The following is a 14961-nucleotide window of genomic DNA, read 5'->3' on the forward strand; positions in this document are numbered from 1 at the left end:
TGCATATAGGAAAGGAGAGAGTGCTCCTTGAGCAATAACGAACTATTTCATTCCATTAAAATCGGATTGGCCTCGTCGGAAAAAATCAGATCCTGGTCGTACGGGGAGGTAAAAAAACCCGAGACCATCAACTACAGAACCTTAAAACCCGAAAAAGAAGGTCTGTTCTGCGAAAAGATCTTCGGTCCCACCAAGGACTGGGAGTGTTCCTGCGGAAAATATAAAAGAGTCCGCTATAAAGGCGTCGTCTGCGAAAAATGTGGCGTCGAAGTCACCAAGGCGAAGGTGCGCCGGGAACGTATGGGCCATATCGAACTGGCCGCTCCGGTTTCCCATATCTGGTACTTTAAGGGCATCCCCTCCCGCATGGGCCTGATTTTAGACATCAGCCCCCGGGCGCTGGAGAAGGTATTGTACTTTGCTTCGTATATCGTAACCAAGGTAGAGCCGGGCGAAACCCATCTCTACGAAAAGCAGCTTTTGACCGAGACCGAATACCGCGAATACCGCAAGGAATTCGGCGACAAGTTCGAGGCGAAGATGGGCGCCGAGGCGATCCGCGACATTTTGCGTCGTACGGATCTCGATGCCATCGCCAAGGAATTGCGCGAGCAGATGGAAGATGCCACCGGACAAAAGCGGGTGCGCATTACCCGTCGACTCGAAGTTATCGAGGCATTCCGCAAATCGGGCAATAAGACCGAGTGGATGATCCTCGACTGCATCCCGGTTATTCCGCCGGAGCTGCGCCCCATGGTGCAACTCGACGGCGGGCGCTTTGCCACCTCGGACTTAAACGACCTGTATAGACGGGTCATTAACCGAAACAACCGGCTGCGCAAGCTGATGGACATCGGCGCACCGGAAATCATCGTACGAAACGAAAAGCGTATGCTGCAAGAATCCGTAGACGCATTGATCGACAACGGCAGACGGGGCCGCCCCGTCACCGGCGCCGGCAATCGGCCGCTCAAGAGCCTTTCGGAGATGCTCAAAGGGAAGCAAGGGCGCTTTCGTCAAAACCTCCTCGGAAAGCGCGTCGACTACTCCGGTCGTTCGGTTATCGTCGTAGGTCCGCAGCTGAAATTCTACCAATGCGGTCTGCCGAAAAATATGGCGCTCGAGCTCTTTAAGCCCTTTGTGATGCGCGAACTCGTCGAGCGCGAACTCGCCCACAATATCAAGAGCGCAAAGCGCATGGTAGAGCGGGTGCGCCCCGAAGTGTGGGACGTATTGGACGATGTCATCAAAGACCATCCCGTTCTCCTGAACCGGGCGCCTACGCTGCACAGATTGGGGATCCAGGCGTTTGAACCCGTGCTCGTAGAGGGCAAGGCGATCAAGCTGCACCCCTTGGCGTGTACGGCCTACAACGCCGACTTCGACGGCGACCAAATGGCGGTCCACTTGCCCCTTTCGGCGGAAGCCCAGGCGGAAGCGCGTCTATTGATGCTCTCCACCAACAATATCTTGGCCCTAAAAGACGGTAAGCCCATCACCACGCCTTCTCAGGATATGGTCTTGGGAACCTATTATCTCACCCTCGACCGAAAGGACGCCGTAAAGGGCGACGGCTACACCTTTACTGACGTCGACGAAATGATCCACGCCTACGAAAGCGGCTATCTGCACTTGCACTCCCACGTCAAGGTGCGTCGCTTTAAGGACGCCGAGGACAAGCGCGGAAAGATCGTAGAGAGCACCGTGGGACGCTTTTTGATCAATGAGGTCATTCCGCAAGACCTCGGTTTCGTAAACCGAAAGGAAGATCCGTATAGTCTCGAAGTCGATAAGACCATCGACAAGAAGCTCCTCGGAAGAATCATCGACCGTTGCTATAAGCTCCACGACAATCTGGAGACGGCGGAGTTCCTCGATAAGATCAAGAGCATGGGGTACCACTACTCCACCATCGGCGCCATGTCCATTTCCATGGGCGACGTCGAGATCCCCGAAGAGAAACAGGAAATTCTGGACAAAGCCGATGCGGATGTTACCAAATACGAAAAGGCGTTCCGCAAGGGCCTTATCAGCGACGAAGAGCGCTACGAACACGTCATCGACATTTGGAACGAGGCGACCGACCACCTGACGAATAAGGTTATGGAAGGCTTTGGCGAACTCAACAATATCTTTATCTTCGCCGATTCCGGCGCGCGGGGTTCCAAGAACCAAATTCGGCAGCTCGCCGGTATGCGGGGCCTGATGGCATCGCCCTCGGGTCGTACCATCGAGGTGCCGATCACTTCGAACTTCCGCGAAGGTCTCGACGTATTGGAATTCTTTATGTCGACCCACGGTTCTCGGAAAGGTCTAGCGGATACGGCGCTGAGAACGGCGGACTCCGGATATCTTACCCGACGCCTCGTCGACGTGTCGCAACAGGTTACCGTCACCGAAGACGACTGTGGCACGAAAGAATACATCGTCGCCAAGGACTTTAAGGACGGCCGCGAGATGATTGAAGAGCTGGGCGATCGGATCACCGGCAGAACCGCCTACGAAGACGTATTTCATCCGGAAACCGGAGAAGTCCTCGCCCATGCGGACGAACTCATCACCGGCGATATGGCCGATGCCATCGTCGAAGCGGGGATCGACAGCGTAAAAATTCGCTCCATCCTCGGCTGTCACAGCGAGCACGGCGTCTGCGCCAAGTGCTACGGCCAAAACCTCGCCACCGGCAGAACCGTCGGCATCGGCGAGGCGGTGGGCGTCATCGCGGCACAATCCATCGGCGAGCCCGGTACCCAGCTGACCATGCGTACCTTCCACACCGGCGGGGTCGCGGCGGCGGCGGACATCACCCAGGGTCTTCCCCGGGTTGAAGAACTCTTCGAGGTGCGTAAGCCCAAAGGGCTTGCCATCATCGCGGAGATCGACGGTACCGTAGAAATCAAAGAGACCGCGAAGAAGCGCGAGATCGTCATCACCGGTGAAAACGGCGAATCCGAATCCTACAATGTCGTCTACGGCGCGCGCATCCGCGTGAAAAATGGAGACTACGTAGAAAAAGGCGAAGAACTCACGCAGGGTTCCGTCTATCCCCAAGACCTCTTGCGGGTAAAGGGCGTCACCGGCGTGCAGGAATATATCGTAAAAGAAGTGCAGCGGGTATACCGACTGCAAGGGGTAGACATCGACGACAAGCACATCGAAGTCATCGTCAAACAGATGATGGGCAAAATGCGCATCGAAGATGCGGGAGACACCGAACTCCTTCCCGGCAGCATGGTCACCAAATTGCGCTTTGAGAGGGCAAACGAAGAAGCCGAAGCAGAAGGACTTCGTCCGGCGATCGGCGAGCCCACCCTGTTGGGAATCACCAAGGCGTCTCTTGCGACGGAATCCTTCTTATCCGCTGCCTCCTTCCAAGAGACCACCCGCGTCCTTACCGATGCGGCGATCCAAGGCAAGCAGGACTATCTGCAGGGCCTGAAGGAAAATATCATTATCGGCCAACTGATTCCGGCGGGTACCGGCGTGCGCAAAAACGCCGAAGTCTATCTGGAGGAGGAAAACCTCGCAGAAGAAAACTTCAAACTGCTGGAAGAGGCACAGGCATAACAAAAGCTCCGCGAAAGCGGAGTTTTTTATTTGACGGGACGGCCAAAACGTGGAATAATTTTACAATACGTATTGTAAAATTATTCGGAGGTATTCTTATGAAAACAAAACATTTGACCACCGTCGCCATGTATTTAGCCCTCATTATACTGAGCGGCATGATCGCCATCCCCATGCCCGTCGGCGTGCCCGTGGTGCTGCAGAATATGATGCTGTTTATGGCCGGGGGCATCCTCGGGAAAAAGTACGGCACTCTCACCGCCGCCGTCTTTGTCCTCGCCGTGGCATTGGGTTTACCGGTGCTTCCCGGCGGTCGCGGCGGCGCGGCGGTATTTTTCGGCATATCGGGGAGCTTTTTTATCGGCTATGTGCTCGCGCCCTTCTTGGTGGGCCTTGCGCTCGAAAAATATACGAAGCGAAACTTCCTTACATTTTTTATCGTCTATTTTCTCTTCGGCGCGGTGCTTATCAATCTGACCGGCCTTTTGAGTATGTCGATCCACAGCGGGGGGATAAAGCCGGCGCTCGTAGCGATGGCGGGATTTTTGCCCATCGATACATTAAAAGCGGCCTTCGCCGCCTGGGTCAGCGAACGGATCTATGCGACGGGAAAGCTGAATGCCTTTATCGGATCGTGAAAAATCCCGAAAATCGGGTAAAAACCTTGCTTAACGGCATAAATGGTGGTATACTACTCGAGTGTAAATCGACAGGAACGTGGAACTACCCGAAAGGGTAGTTTTTCATGAGTGAAAATCGATTTGTGCTGTTAGATTTTACTTTATTTCAAAGGAGGTGCACTCAGTGCCTACAATTAATCAACTCGTCAAGAGAGGTAGAAAGAAGATGGAGACCAAGTCCAAATCTCCGGCTTTGGGCTTCAACTACGATTCCTTGAAGAAAGAACAAACCGTGGTCAACTCCCCGCAAAAGCGAGGTGTTTGCGTGGCGGTACGTACCGTAACCCCGAAGAAGCCGAACTCCGCGCTTCGTAAGGTTGCCCGTGTACGTCTTTCCAACGGATACGAAGTAATGGCGTATATCCCCGGAATCGGACACAATCTGCAAGAACACAGTGTCGTATTGATTCGCGGCGGCCGTGTTAAGGACCTCCCCGGTGTGCGTTACCACATCGTGCGCGGTTCCCTCGATACCGCCGGCGTAGACGGAAGAATGCAAGCTCGTTCCAAATACGGAGCGAAGAAACCGAAATCGAACTAATCAAAGAGCACAAACTATTTTCATAGATGCTCTTGGCACACGACATTTGTCGAGTACCGATGATTTTTCTCAACCAATAGTTAAGGAGGGAAGAGAATGCCAAGAAAAGGACATATCCCCAAGAGGGAGGTCATGCCCGATCCCGTGTATGAGGATGTCGTAATCACCAAACTCATCAACAACGTTATGTTGGACGGCAAGCGCGGCACGGCACAAAAAATTGTTTACGGAGCCCTGGATTCCGTACATGAAACCACCGGCGAAGAAGCACTCGAAGTATTTTACAGAGCGCTCAACAATGTAATGCCGGTGTTGGAAGTAAAATCCCGCCGTATCGGCGGTGCGACCTATTTGGTCCCCATGGAAGTGCGTCCCGAAAGAAGACAAACCCTGGGTCTTCGCTGGATTATCCGCTATGCGAGACAACGCGGCGAAAAGACCATGGTAGAACGTCTTTTTAAAGAAATTATGGATGCTTCCAACGGACTGGGCGGCGCCGTCAAGCGAAAAGACGAAATGCATCGTGCGGCTGAAGCCAACAAGGCCTTCGCCCACTACAGATGGTAAGAAAGGGGAAAATACGTGGCTAGAGAAGTGCCGCTTAAGAAAGTACGCAATATCGGAATCATGGCGCACATCGACGCCGGTAAAACGACGACGACGGAGCGTATCCTGTATTATACCGGTCGCATTCACAAGATCGGCGAGACCCACGACGGTGGGGCACAAATGGACTGGATGGAACAAGAGCAGGAGAGAGGGATCACCATCACTTCTGCCGCGACAACGGCCCATTGGAAGGGGTATCGGCTGAACATCATCGACACCCCCGGCCACGTCGACTTCACGGTAGAAGTGGAACGTTCCCTGCGGGTACTCGACGGTGCGGTCGCACTTTTCGACGCGAAGAGCGGGGTAGAACCGCAATCCGAAACCGTTTGGAGACAAGCGGATCGCTACCACGTACCCAGAATTGCCCACATCAATAAGATGGACGTCACCGGCGCGGACTTCTTCCGTTCCGTAAAGACCATCGACGAAAAACTCCACGGAAATCCCGTTCCCATCCAAATTCCCACGGGCGCCGAAGAAGATTTTATCGGGATGATCGACCTCGTTACCATGGAAGCTGAAATCTACAAAGACGACATGGGAACCGAAATCGAAATCACCGAAGTTCCCGAAGAATACAAGGCTTTGGCAGAAGAGTGGAGAGAAAACCTCGTCGAAAAAGTATCCGAGTTCGACGAAGACTTGATGATGGCGTATCTCGAAGGGGAAGAATTTAGCCAAGAGGATCTGAAACGTGCCATTCGTAAGGGAACCCTCGCCGTAGAAATGACCCCGGTAACTTGCGGGTCTTCCTACAAGAACAAAGGGGTTCAACTCCTGTTGGATGCGATCCTCGACTATCTTCCTTCTCCCCTGGACGTACCCGCCATCGGCGGCGTACTGCCCGACAGCGAAGAGACCGACGAGCGCCACGCATCGGACGAAGAACCTTTCTCCGCATTGGCATTTAAGATCGTCACCGACCCCTATGTAGGTAAGCTCTCCTACTTCCGCGTCTACTCCGGTACCTTAAAAGCGGGTAGTTATGTCTATAACTCCAGCAAGGGCAAGAGAGAACGCGTGGGTCGTATCCTCTTGATGCACGCCAACAAGCGAGAAGAAGTCGACGAAATCTATGCAGGAGAAATCGCCGCGGCCGTAGGATTGAAAGACACCACGACCGGGGACACTCTCTGCGACGAAAAAGAGCAAATTATCCTCGAAAAGATGGAATTCCCGGAACCGGTTATCTCCGTAGCTATCGAACCGAAGACCAAGGCGTCGCAAGACAAAATGTCCATCGGTTTGCAAAAGCTGTCGGAAGAAGACCCGACCTTCCGTACCTATACGGATGAAGAGACCGGACAAACCATCATCGCGGGCATGGGCGAGTTGCACTTGGACATCATCGTCGACCGCCTGCTCCGCGAATTCAAAGTCGAAGCGAACATCGGCAGCCCGAAGGTATCCTACCGAGAAGGCATCACCTCCGCCGCAGAAGGCGAAGGAAAATTCGTACGTCAATCCGGTGGTCGCGGTCAATACGGCCACGCCAAAATCCGCATCGAGCCCTTGGAAGCCGGCGGAGGATTTGAATTTGAAAACAACATCGTCGGCGGTAGCATTCCAAAGGAATTTATCGGACCGACCCAACAAGGTATCGAAGAGACCATGCAAAACGGGATTCTCGGCGGTTATGAAGTACTCGATGTAAAGGTTAGCCTTTACGACGGTTCTTACCACGACGTCGACTCCTCGGAGATGGCGTTTAAGATCGCCGGCTCCATGGCTCTGAGAGATGCGCTTTCCAAGGCGAATCCGATTCTTCTTGAACCGGTCATGAAGGTCGAAATCACTACGCCTGAAGAGTATATGGGGGATGTTATCGGCGACATCAACTCCCGTAGAGGTCGTATGGAAGGTATGGAACTCGTAGGCGGCGCGCAAATCGTCACCTGCTTTGTACCCCTTGCGGAAATGTTCGGCTATGCAACCAGCTTGCGTTCCAACACCCAAGGTCGTGCAAACTACTCCATGCAATTCGACCACTATGAACAAGTTCCGAAGAACGTATCGGAAGAAGTGCTCAACGGAAAGAACAAAAATAAAGAAGCGTAAAGCAGGAGGACAATTATGGCAAAAGGAAAATTTGAAAGAACGAAACCGCACGTAAACGTCGGCACCATCGGTCACGTCGACCACGGCAAGACCACCCTGACCGCAGCGATCACCTACGTTCTCAACAAGAGATTCGGCAGCGGTGAATTCGTAGACTACGAAAACATCGACAAAGCCCCCGAAGAAAGAGAACGCGGCATCACCATCTCCACCTCCCACGTGGAATACGAAACCGACAAGCGTCACTACGCCCACGTGGACTGCCCGGGTCACGCCGACTACGTCAAGAACATGATCACCGGCGCGGCACAAATGGACGGTGCGATCCTTGTCGTCAGCGCGGCAGACGGCCCCATGCCCCAAACCCGTGAACACATCCTCTTGTCCCGTCAAGTAGGCGTACCCAAAATCGTCGTCTTCTTGAACAAACAAGACCAAGTCGACGACGACGAACTCATCGAACTCGTCGAAATGGAAGTGCGCGACCTCTTGAACGAATACGACTTCGATGGCGACAACACCCCCATCACCGTGGGTAGCGCCCTGAAAGCCCTCGAAGATCCGGACGGAGAATGGGGAGACAAAATCGTCGCCCTTATGGAAACCGTCGACGAATACATCGACGACCCCGTTCGCGACGTCGACCACCCCTTCCTCATGCCCGTAGAAGACATCTTCTCCATCACCGGTCGCGGTACCGTAGCCACCGGTCGTGTTGAAATGGGTACCATCAAAGTCAACGACAACGTAGAAATCGTCGGCCTTACCAACGAAAAGAGAAGCGTCGTCGTCACCGGTGTCGAAATGTTCCGCAAACAACTCGACCAAGCAGAAGCCGGCGACAACGTAGGCCTCCTCTTGCGTGGTGTCCAAAGAGACGAAATCGAACGTGGACAAGTATTGGCAGCCCCCGGCACCATTCACCCCCACACCAAATTCGAAGCCGAAGTCTACGTCCTGAGCAAAGAAGAAGGTGGACGTCACACCCCGTTCTTCAACGGCTACCGTCCCCAATTCTACTTCAGAACCACCGACGTAACCGGTAACATCAGCCTGCAAGAAGGCGTAGAAATGGTAATGCCCGGAGACAACGCAACCTTCTCCGTAGAACTCATTACCCCCGTCGCCATGGACGAAGGCCTGCGCTTCGCAATCCGCGAAGGTGGCAGAACCGTCGCATCCGGCGTCGTTTCCAAAATCGTCGAATAAGAACCGAAAGAGAAAGAGCGCGGCACGCCGCGTTCTTTTTTTGTGGGTAAATGGCTGTGGTGGCGTTGTGCGCTATTAGAAACAAAGGGTACGTCGTGCGTTTCGGCAATGGCTTCGTTGCATACCCCTTGTAGGGAGAGAGATCTTTCGACGCGGGGCTTCGTCCCTTGCTCAAGATGACAAAGAGGGCGGTTCGTGAAAAAACAATTGTCATCCTGAGCGGAGGGTAGCTGGTATAATGATTTTAGACACGGCCTTAGTTACCTCAGCAAAGGAGGAGACATATGTCGAAAGGAAGCAGAAGAGTTTTCACAAAAGAATTCAAACTCGATATCGTGGAAAAGAAGCTGTCAAATATCTACTCCACGAAAGAAATCTGTGAGATTTATGATCTGAACCGACAGACTGTATGGCGTTGGGTAAAGGAATTTAAGAAAAACGGTCCGCTTGCTTTTGATTCCAAAGCAGTTGTTCCCGGGAATGAGCTCAAAGCATTGAAAAAAGAAATCGAAGAACTCAAAATGGAGAACGAAATCTTAAAAAAGCCGAAGCATACTTTGCGCGCCGACAACAGACAAAATAAACTTTGCCATTGTCCATTTATGCCAATATCCGTTGCGTAAAGTATGCGAAATCATAAAAATCCCCCGATCTTCTTACTATTATCGCTTGAAACATCCCCTGAAGCCCCTATATTCCAAAGAAGAGATGCGTCTGGTGATAGAGGCATTTCATCGCCATCACGGGTCTTTTGGTCGTAGACATTTAAAAAAGATCTTGGAAAAGGAAGATTGCCACTATTCGGAATGGAAAATTTCCCGTATTCTGAAAATGAATGGCTTGCAAGCAAAATACGGCAGGAAGAAAATCCACAATGTCCACACAAGTCCCCATACAAAGCGCTATATTCAGGAAAATCTGTATGCCAAACTTTCTTCGCAGGAAAAGAAGCAAGAAATTTGGTCCACCGATTTTACGGAAATAAAAGTGGAAAACAAAACGTATTACGTTTGTGGCATTCTTTCGATACAATCGAAAGTCTTGGTGGGATATGCGAAATCCTCGAAGAACAATACAGCGGTGGCACTGGAAGCATTAAACGATGCCCTCGAACGCTATGAAAAACCGTATATGATCCTTACGGATCGAGGAAGTCCGTTTGTGAGCAAGAACTTTCATCGGACATTAGAAGAAAATGGAATCCTCCATTCCATGTCCCGGCCGCATCGGCCCGCTGATAACATCTTTATTGAGACCTTTTGGCAGACGATGAAAGTGGAGATGGGAAAGATATCCGCCTTCACCAAAAACCAAGTGGATATGATGTTCGATTATTACTTTTATTACTACAATCATCTGCGTCCCCACTCCTCGATTGGATACAAGACGCCGATGGAAGAATGGAATGAACGTCACTAAAAGTTGGAAAAGTTTGTCCAAAACATTGTACCAATTAAACGCCGAAGGCGGAGTCGAACGGATCTCCGAGTGCTATTGCGGGACGCCTGTTTGTATGGTACCTATTGTGTGTCTTATCCCCAAAAAAGAGAAGGTACGTCGCGCGGTCCGTCATCGGCCTCGTTGCGTACCTCTTGTAGGGAAAGAGATCTTTCGACGCGGGGCTTCGCCCCTTGCTCAAGATGACAATGGGATGTGACGTGGAAAACATTTGTCATCCTGAGCGGAATCGGGCCGCTCCGTAGGCTATTGCACCCCCATTCCTGTCATCCTGAGCGACGCCGAAGGCGGAGTCGAACGGATCTCCAGTTAGCTATTGCGGGACGCCTGTTTGTATGGTACCTATTGTGTGTCTTATCCCCAAAAAAGAGAAGGTACGTCGCGCGGTCCGTCATCGGCCTCGTTGTGTACCCCGTGTAGGGAGAGAGATCTTTCGACGCGGGGCTTCGTCCCTTGCTCAAGATGACAATGGGAACGGTCGTGCGATCGTAAAACCCTTACTGCGAAAAGGCCATATAAAGTCCGCGTAAAGACCCTGAAAAATATCGTGCTGCAACCCCGATTGAAGTATAAGATTCGTCGAAGCGTATTGCGAAGAATCCACCGATCCGATAAGATAAAACGAGACAAAAAAGAGGTGGAAGAATGAAATATATTAAAATTGCCGTAGTCACCCTGGCGATTCTGGTACTGGCCGGCGGGCTGGCGTTGGGATACAGGATCCAGGGCGGATTTTCACAAAGCGGCAAAGTCAGCAAAGAGGATGTGGCGCAGGCCAAAGAAAAGATCGACGCCATGGATACCACTAATCCCTTTAACGGCGACGATCCCCTGCATATCCTCTTGTTCGGCATCGACAAGACGGCGACGACGGATATGAGCGCAGAAAAGAATCCGACCCGAAGCGACGTGATCATGCTGGTGACCATCGACCCGGTTACCAAGCGGGCGCAGCTCTTGTCCCTACCCCGAGACACCTATGTAAACATTGAGGGACACGAGGGAAAGACCAAATTGGGGCACGCCTACGCCTATGGCGGCGAAGCATTGGCTGAAAAGACGGTCGAGGAGTTCTTAGACGTGCGGATCGACTACTATGCCACCGTAGACTATGAAGCCGTAAAGCGACTCGTAGACGCCGTGGGCGGAATCGAAGTCGATATTCCCTTCGACTATACCTACGAGGATACCTACGTGGTACCCAATCTGAAGATCGATTTTAAGAAGGGCAAACAGAAGCTGAACGGAGACGATGCGGTTCGGTATCTTCGTATTCGGAAGATCTACGAGAATCAGGACATAGATCGCATTCAAGTCCAGCAAAAATTCATGATGCAGCTTTTTGACAAGCTAAAGCATCCCGCCATGCTCCTAAAAGTTCCGGAGTTGATCGACATCACCCTCGAGAATGTCGAAACCAATTTGAACTACGGCCAACTGGCGTATCTGGCGCAGTTCAGCTTGGGGATGGGCGGCGAAGACATCCAAACCGACACCCTCGTCGGAGAAAACAAAAGGATCGGAGAAGTCGAGTACTACATTGTCGATCAAGATACCGCGCAAGAACAGGTGAAGCGGTTTTATGGCGGAAAGGGCAGCTATTTCCGAGAAATAGAAGCCAAGAAGGAAAAAGCCACCACAGATACAGACGATGCGGTGAAAGAGGCGCGGGAAGCCGAAACCGAAGAATAAAGACACCCTTTTCGAATTTGCGAACGAACTACGGTTCGCCGAGGATTCGAAGGGGTGTTTTTTTTTATGCAAAGAATGGGGTATAAGAAGCGAACACCTTTGTAAACAACCACAGCTTAGGAGGATAGTATGGAAATCAAGCAAACCAAAAATAGATTCTATGTTGGGGAGGCGGATCGCCCCACTGCACATCTGGACTACCGCGAGATCGACGAACACACCGTCGAGGCGTATCACACCGTGGTGCGGCCGGAGCTGCAAGGGCAGGGCATAGCTAAAAAGCTTCTGGACCGTTTAATGGAGTATGTCAAGGCCAACGATTTGAAGGTCGTCGCCAGCTGCTCCTATGTCGACGTGAAGATGCGCGAAGATGCGGAATACGACAAATATTTGGAAAGATAGTCAACAACGCGGCGCTGTGTTTGTAAATGCGGCATAAGCAACTTTTACAGAATTCTAAAAAGCGATGAATCGTCTCTTGACACCCCTATGTGCCGCTAGTATAATAATAAAGTCATCTGAACGGCGGGCAAATCCGCCTTCGGCAGGAAAAAAGAAATCGAGAAGATTTCAATTTTCCATTGACAAGAGTTTACATCCGATGTAAACTGTATAAGTCGTCTCGTGAGAGAAAGCGAGCGTAAACAAAACTTAACAAAGTTTTAAAAAGCGCTTGACAAAGTCTTTTCGAGAAGATATACTAAATAAGCTGCTTCACCGAAGCGGCACATTGAACCAAGTTAATTAAATGGTATAAGAGAATAAACCATAACACATCTAAGCTTAAAGCGGAAACACAGTCAGTGAATCCGAGTTAGGCAAACTCAAAAGTTTTTATTGAGAGTTTGATCCTGGCTCAGGACGAACGCTGGCGGCGCGCCTAACACATGCAAGTCGAGCGATGAACCTCTTCGGATCCCTTCGGGGTGAAGAAGAGCGGATTAGCGGCGGACGGGTGAGTAACGCGTGAGGAACCTGCCTCTCACAACGGGATAGCCTCGGGAAACCGGGATTAATACCGTATGAGACCACAGTAACGCCTGTTACAGTGGTTAAAGTCACAGCGGTGAGAGATGGCCTCGCGTCTGATTAGCTAGTTGGTGGGGTAACGGCCTACCAAGGCTGCGATCAGTAACCGGCCTGAGAGGGTGAACGGTCACATTGGAACTGAGACACGGTCCAAACTCCTACGGGAGGCAGCAGTGGGGAATCTTGCACAATGGGGGCAACCCTGATGCAGCGACGCCGCGTGAGCGATGAAGGCTTTCGAGTCGTAAAGCTCTGTCCTATGGGAAGATAATGACGGTACCATAGGAGGAAGCCCCGGCTAACTACGTGCCAGCAGCCGCGGTAATACGTAGGGGGCGAGCGTTGTCCGGAATTACTGGGCGTAAAGGGTTCGCAGGCGGCTCGGCAAGTCCGATGTAAAAGGCGAAGGCTTAACCTTCGTAAGCATCGGAAACTGTCGAGCTTGAGTGAAGGAGAGGCAAGTGGAATTCCTAGTGTAGCGGTGGAATGCGTAGATATTAGGAGGAATACCGGTGGCGAAGGCGACTTGCTGGACTTCAACTGACGCTGAGGAACGAAAGCGTGGGTAGCAAACAGGATTAGATACCCTGGTAGTCCACGCTGTAAACGATGAGTGCTAGGTGTCGGGGGTCAAACCTCGGTGCCGTCGTTAACACAATAAGCACTCCGCCTGGGGAGTACGTGCGCAAGCATGAAACTCAAAGGAATTGACGGGGACCCGCACAAGCAGCGGAGCATGTGGTTTAATTCGAAGCAACGCGAAGAACCTTACCGGGACTTGAAATATTGTCGCCAATTTTAGAGATAAAATGTTTTCTTCGGAAACGGCAATACAGGTGGTGCATGGTTGTCGTCAGCTCGTGTCGTGAGATGTTGGGTTAAGTCCCGCAACGAGCGCAACCCTTACTTTCAGTTGCCAGCGCATTATGGCGGGAACTCTGGAAGGACTGCCGATGATAAATCGGAGGAAGGTGGGGATGACGTCAAATCATCATGCCCTTTATGTCCCGGGCTACACACGTGCTACAATGGTCGGTACAGAGGGCAGCGAGACAGCGATGTTAAGCGAATCTCAAAAAGCCGATCCCAGTTCGGATTGCAGGCTGCAACTCGCCTGCATGAAGTCGGAGTTGCTAGTAATCGCGGATCAGAATGCCGCGGTGAATGCGTTCCCGGGTCTTGTACACACCGCCCGTCACACCATGGGAGTTGGCAATACCCGAAGCCAGCGAGCCAACCGCAAGGAGGCAGCTGTCGAAGGTAGGGTTAATGACTGGGGTGAAGTCGTAACAAGGTAGCCGTATCGGAAGGTGCGGCTGGATCACCTCCTTTCTAAGGAAAACGGCCCTCGCCTGCGGGCGAGGCGCCATAAAGATGGTTACTTCTCTTATACCTTTAATTATATATGGGGGTGTAGCTCAGTTGGGAGAGCACCTGCCTTGCAAGCAGGGGGTCAGGAGTTCGAATCTCCTCATCTCCACCACACATCTTCGGATGTGCATTGAACCTTGACAATCACATACACAATCAACGAGAACATCGTAAGAATCAAATCTTCAAATTTTTTAAGATTACAATTTCAACGATTGGATCAAAACAGATCAATTTAGGTCAAGTTAGAAAGAGCATCCGGTGGATGCCTTGGCACCAAGAGCCGATGAAGGACGCGATAAGCTGCGAAAAGCTGTGGGGAGTGGCAAATACACTTTGATCCACAGATTTCCGAATGGGGAAACCCCCTTTGATAGCCTCAAAGGATCCTAAGGTCAATTCATAGCCTTAGGAGGGAATACCGGGGGAACTGAAACATCTAAGTACCCCGAGGAAAAGAAAGAAACCTCGATACCCTAAGTAGCGGCGAGCGAACGGGGTAGAGCCCGAATTGAGATACGGAAGTGACGACGAGTAGAATCGCCTGGGAAGGCGAACCGTAGGGGGTAACAGTCTCGTATACGAAGAAGTCACAACCACTCTAAACGAGTACCACAGGGCACGTGAAACCCGGTGGGAATACAGGGGGACCACCCCCTAAGGCTAAATACTCCTTGGTGACCGATAGCGCATAAGTACCGTGAGGGAAAGGTGAAAAGAACCCCGGGAGGGGAGTGAAATAGA

The 14961-nt window shown here is 51.7% G+C and carries 10 protein-coding genes, 1 tRNA gene and 2 rRNA genes (1 of these 13 cut by a window edge); all 13 read left to right on the plus strand.

Going from position 1 to position 14961, the window contains the following annotated elements:
- Nucleotides 1-27: 27 nt before the first annotated feature.
- Entirely contained in the window at nt 28-3567 is a 3540-nt protein-coding gene (rpoC, locus tag EL294_RS02130; RefSeq protein WP_126464883.1) for a DNA-directed RNA polymerase subunit beta', read from the plus strand.
- A gap of 98 nt (nt 3568-3665) precedes the next feature.
- On the plus strand, nt 3666-4205 hold the full coding sequence (locus EL294_RS02135) for a biotin transporter BioY (protein WP_126464884.1): 540 nt from the start codon (nt 3666-3668) through the stop codon (nt 4203-4205).
- Between the two features lie 166 nt (nt 4206-4371).
- A complete protein-coding gene (gene rpsL / locus EL294_RS02140) occupies nt 4372-4788 on the plus strand; it encodes a 30S ribosomal protein S12 (protein ID WP_126464885.1) in 417 nt (138 codons plus the stop codon).
- A gap of 96 nt (nt 4789-4884) precedes the next feature.
- A complete protein-coding gene (gene rpsG / locus EL294_RS02145; protein ID WP_126464886.1) occupies nt 4885-5355 on the plus strand; it encodes a 30S ribosomal protein S7 in 471 nt (156 codons plus the stop codon).
- A 15-nt stretch (nt 5356-5370) separates the two neighbouring features.
- On the plus strand, nt 5371-7458 hold the full coding sequence (gene fusA / locus EL294_RS02150) for an elongation factor G (protein ID WP_126464887.1): 2088 nt from the start codon (nt 5371-5373) through the stop codon (nt 7456-7458).
- Between the two features lie 15 nt (nt 7459-7473).
- A complete protein-coding gene (gene tuf / locus EL294_RS02155) occupies nt 7474-8667 on the plus strand; it encodes an elongation factor Tu (RefSeq protein WP_126464729.1) in 1194 nt (397 codons plus the stop codon).
- Between the two features lie 284 nt (nt 8668-8951).
- Nucleotides 8952-9290: a transposase gene (locus tag EL294_RS02160; RefSeq protein ID WP_232006493.1), complete on the plus strand. Its 339-nt coding sequence runs from the start codon at nt 8952-8954 to the stop codon at nt 9288-9290.
- Nucleotides 9259-10086, plus strand: a complete 828-nt coding sequence (locus EL294_RS02165) for an IS3 family transposase (RefSeq protein ID WP_331852446.1) — start codon at nt 9259-9261, stop codon at nt 10084-10086. Before EL294_RS02160 ends, EL294_RS02165 begins: the two co-directional genes overlap by 32 nt.
- A 684-nt stretch (nt 10087-10770) precedes the next feature.
- A complete protein-coding gene (locus EL294_RS02170; protein ID WP_126464889.1) occupies nt 10771-11817 on the plus strand; it encodes an LCP family protein in 1047 nt (348 codons plus the stop codon).
- 129 nt (nt 11818-11946) lie between these two features.
- Nucleotides 11947-12219 carry a GNAT family N-acetyltransferase gene (locus EL294_RS02175; protein ID WP_126464890.1) on the plus strand — a complete coding sequence of 91 codons (273 nt, stop codon included), beginning with the start codon at nt 11947-11949 and terminating at the stop codon, nt 12217-12219.
- Nucleotides 12220-12650: 431 nt separating this feature from the next.
- A 16S ribosomal RNA gene (locus EL294_RS02180) occupies nt 12651-14178 on the plus strand.
- Between the two features lie 75 nt (nt 14179-14253).
- Nucleotides 14254-14329, plus strand: a tRNA-Ala gene (locus EL294_RS02185).
- A gap of 126 nt (nt 14330-14455) precedes the next feature.
- Nucleotides 14456-14961: ribosomal RNA gene (locus EL294_RS02190) — 23S ribosomal RNA — on the plus strand; it runs 2343 nt beyond the window's last position.
- The 16S and 23S rRNA genes sit together here with 1 tRNA gene alongside, the layout of an rRNA operon.

The sequence above is a fragment of the Aedoeadaptatus ivorii genome, from assembly GCF_900638585.1.
Classification (GTDB): Bacteria; Bacillota; Clostridia; order Tissierellales; family Peptoniphilaceae; genus Aedoeadaptatus; species Aedoeadaptatus ivorii.

Excerpts from the sequence above, each read along its gene's own strand:
- EL294_RS02135 (WP_126464884.1), top strand. The coding sequence starts at position 3,666 with ATGAAAACAAAACATTTGACCACCGTCGCCATGTATTTAGCCCTCATT.
- rpsG (WP_126464886.1), top strand. The coding sequence starts at position 4,885 with ATGCCAAGAAAAGGACATATCCCCAAGAGGGAGGTCATGCCCGATCCC.
- tuf (WP_126464729.1), top strand. The coding sequence starts at position 7,474 with ATGGCAAAAGGAAAATTTGAAAGAACGAAACCGCACGTAAACGTCGGC.
- EL294_RS02160 (WP_232006493.1), top strand. The coding sequence starts at position 8,952 with ATGTCGAAAGGAAGCAGAAGAGTTTTCACAAAAGAATTCAAACTCGAT.
- EL294_RS02170 (WP_126464889.1), top strand. The coding sequence starts at position 10,771 with ATGAAATATATTAAAATTGCCGTAGTCACCCTGGCGATTCTGGTACTG.
- EL294_RS02175 (WP_126464890.1), top strand. The coding sequence starts at position 11,947 with ATGGAAATCAAGCAAACCAAAAATAGATTCTATGTTGGGGAGGCGGAT.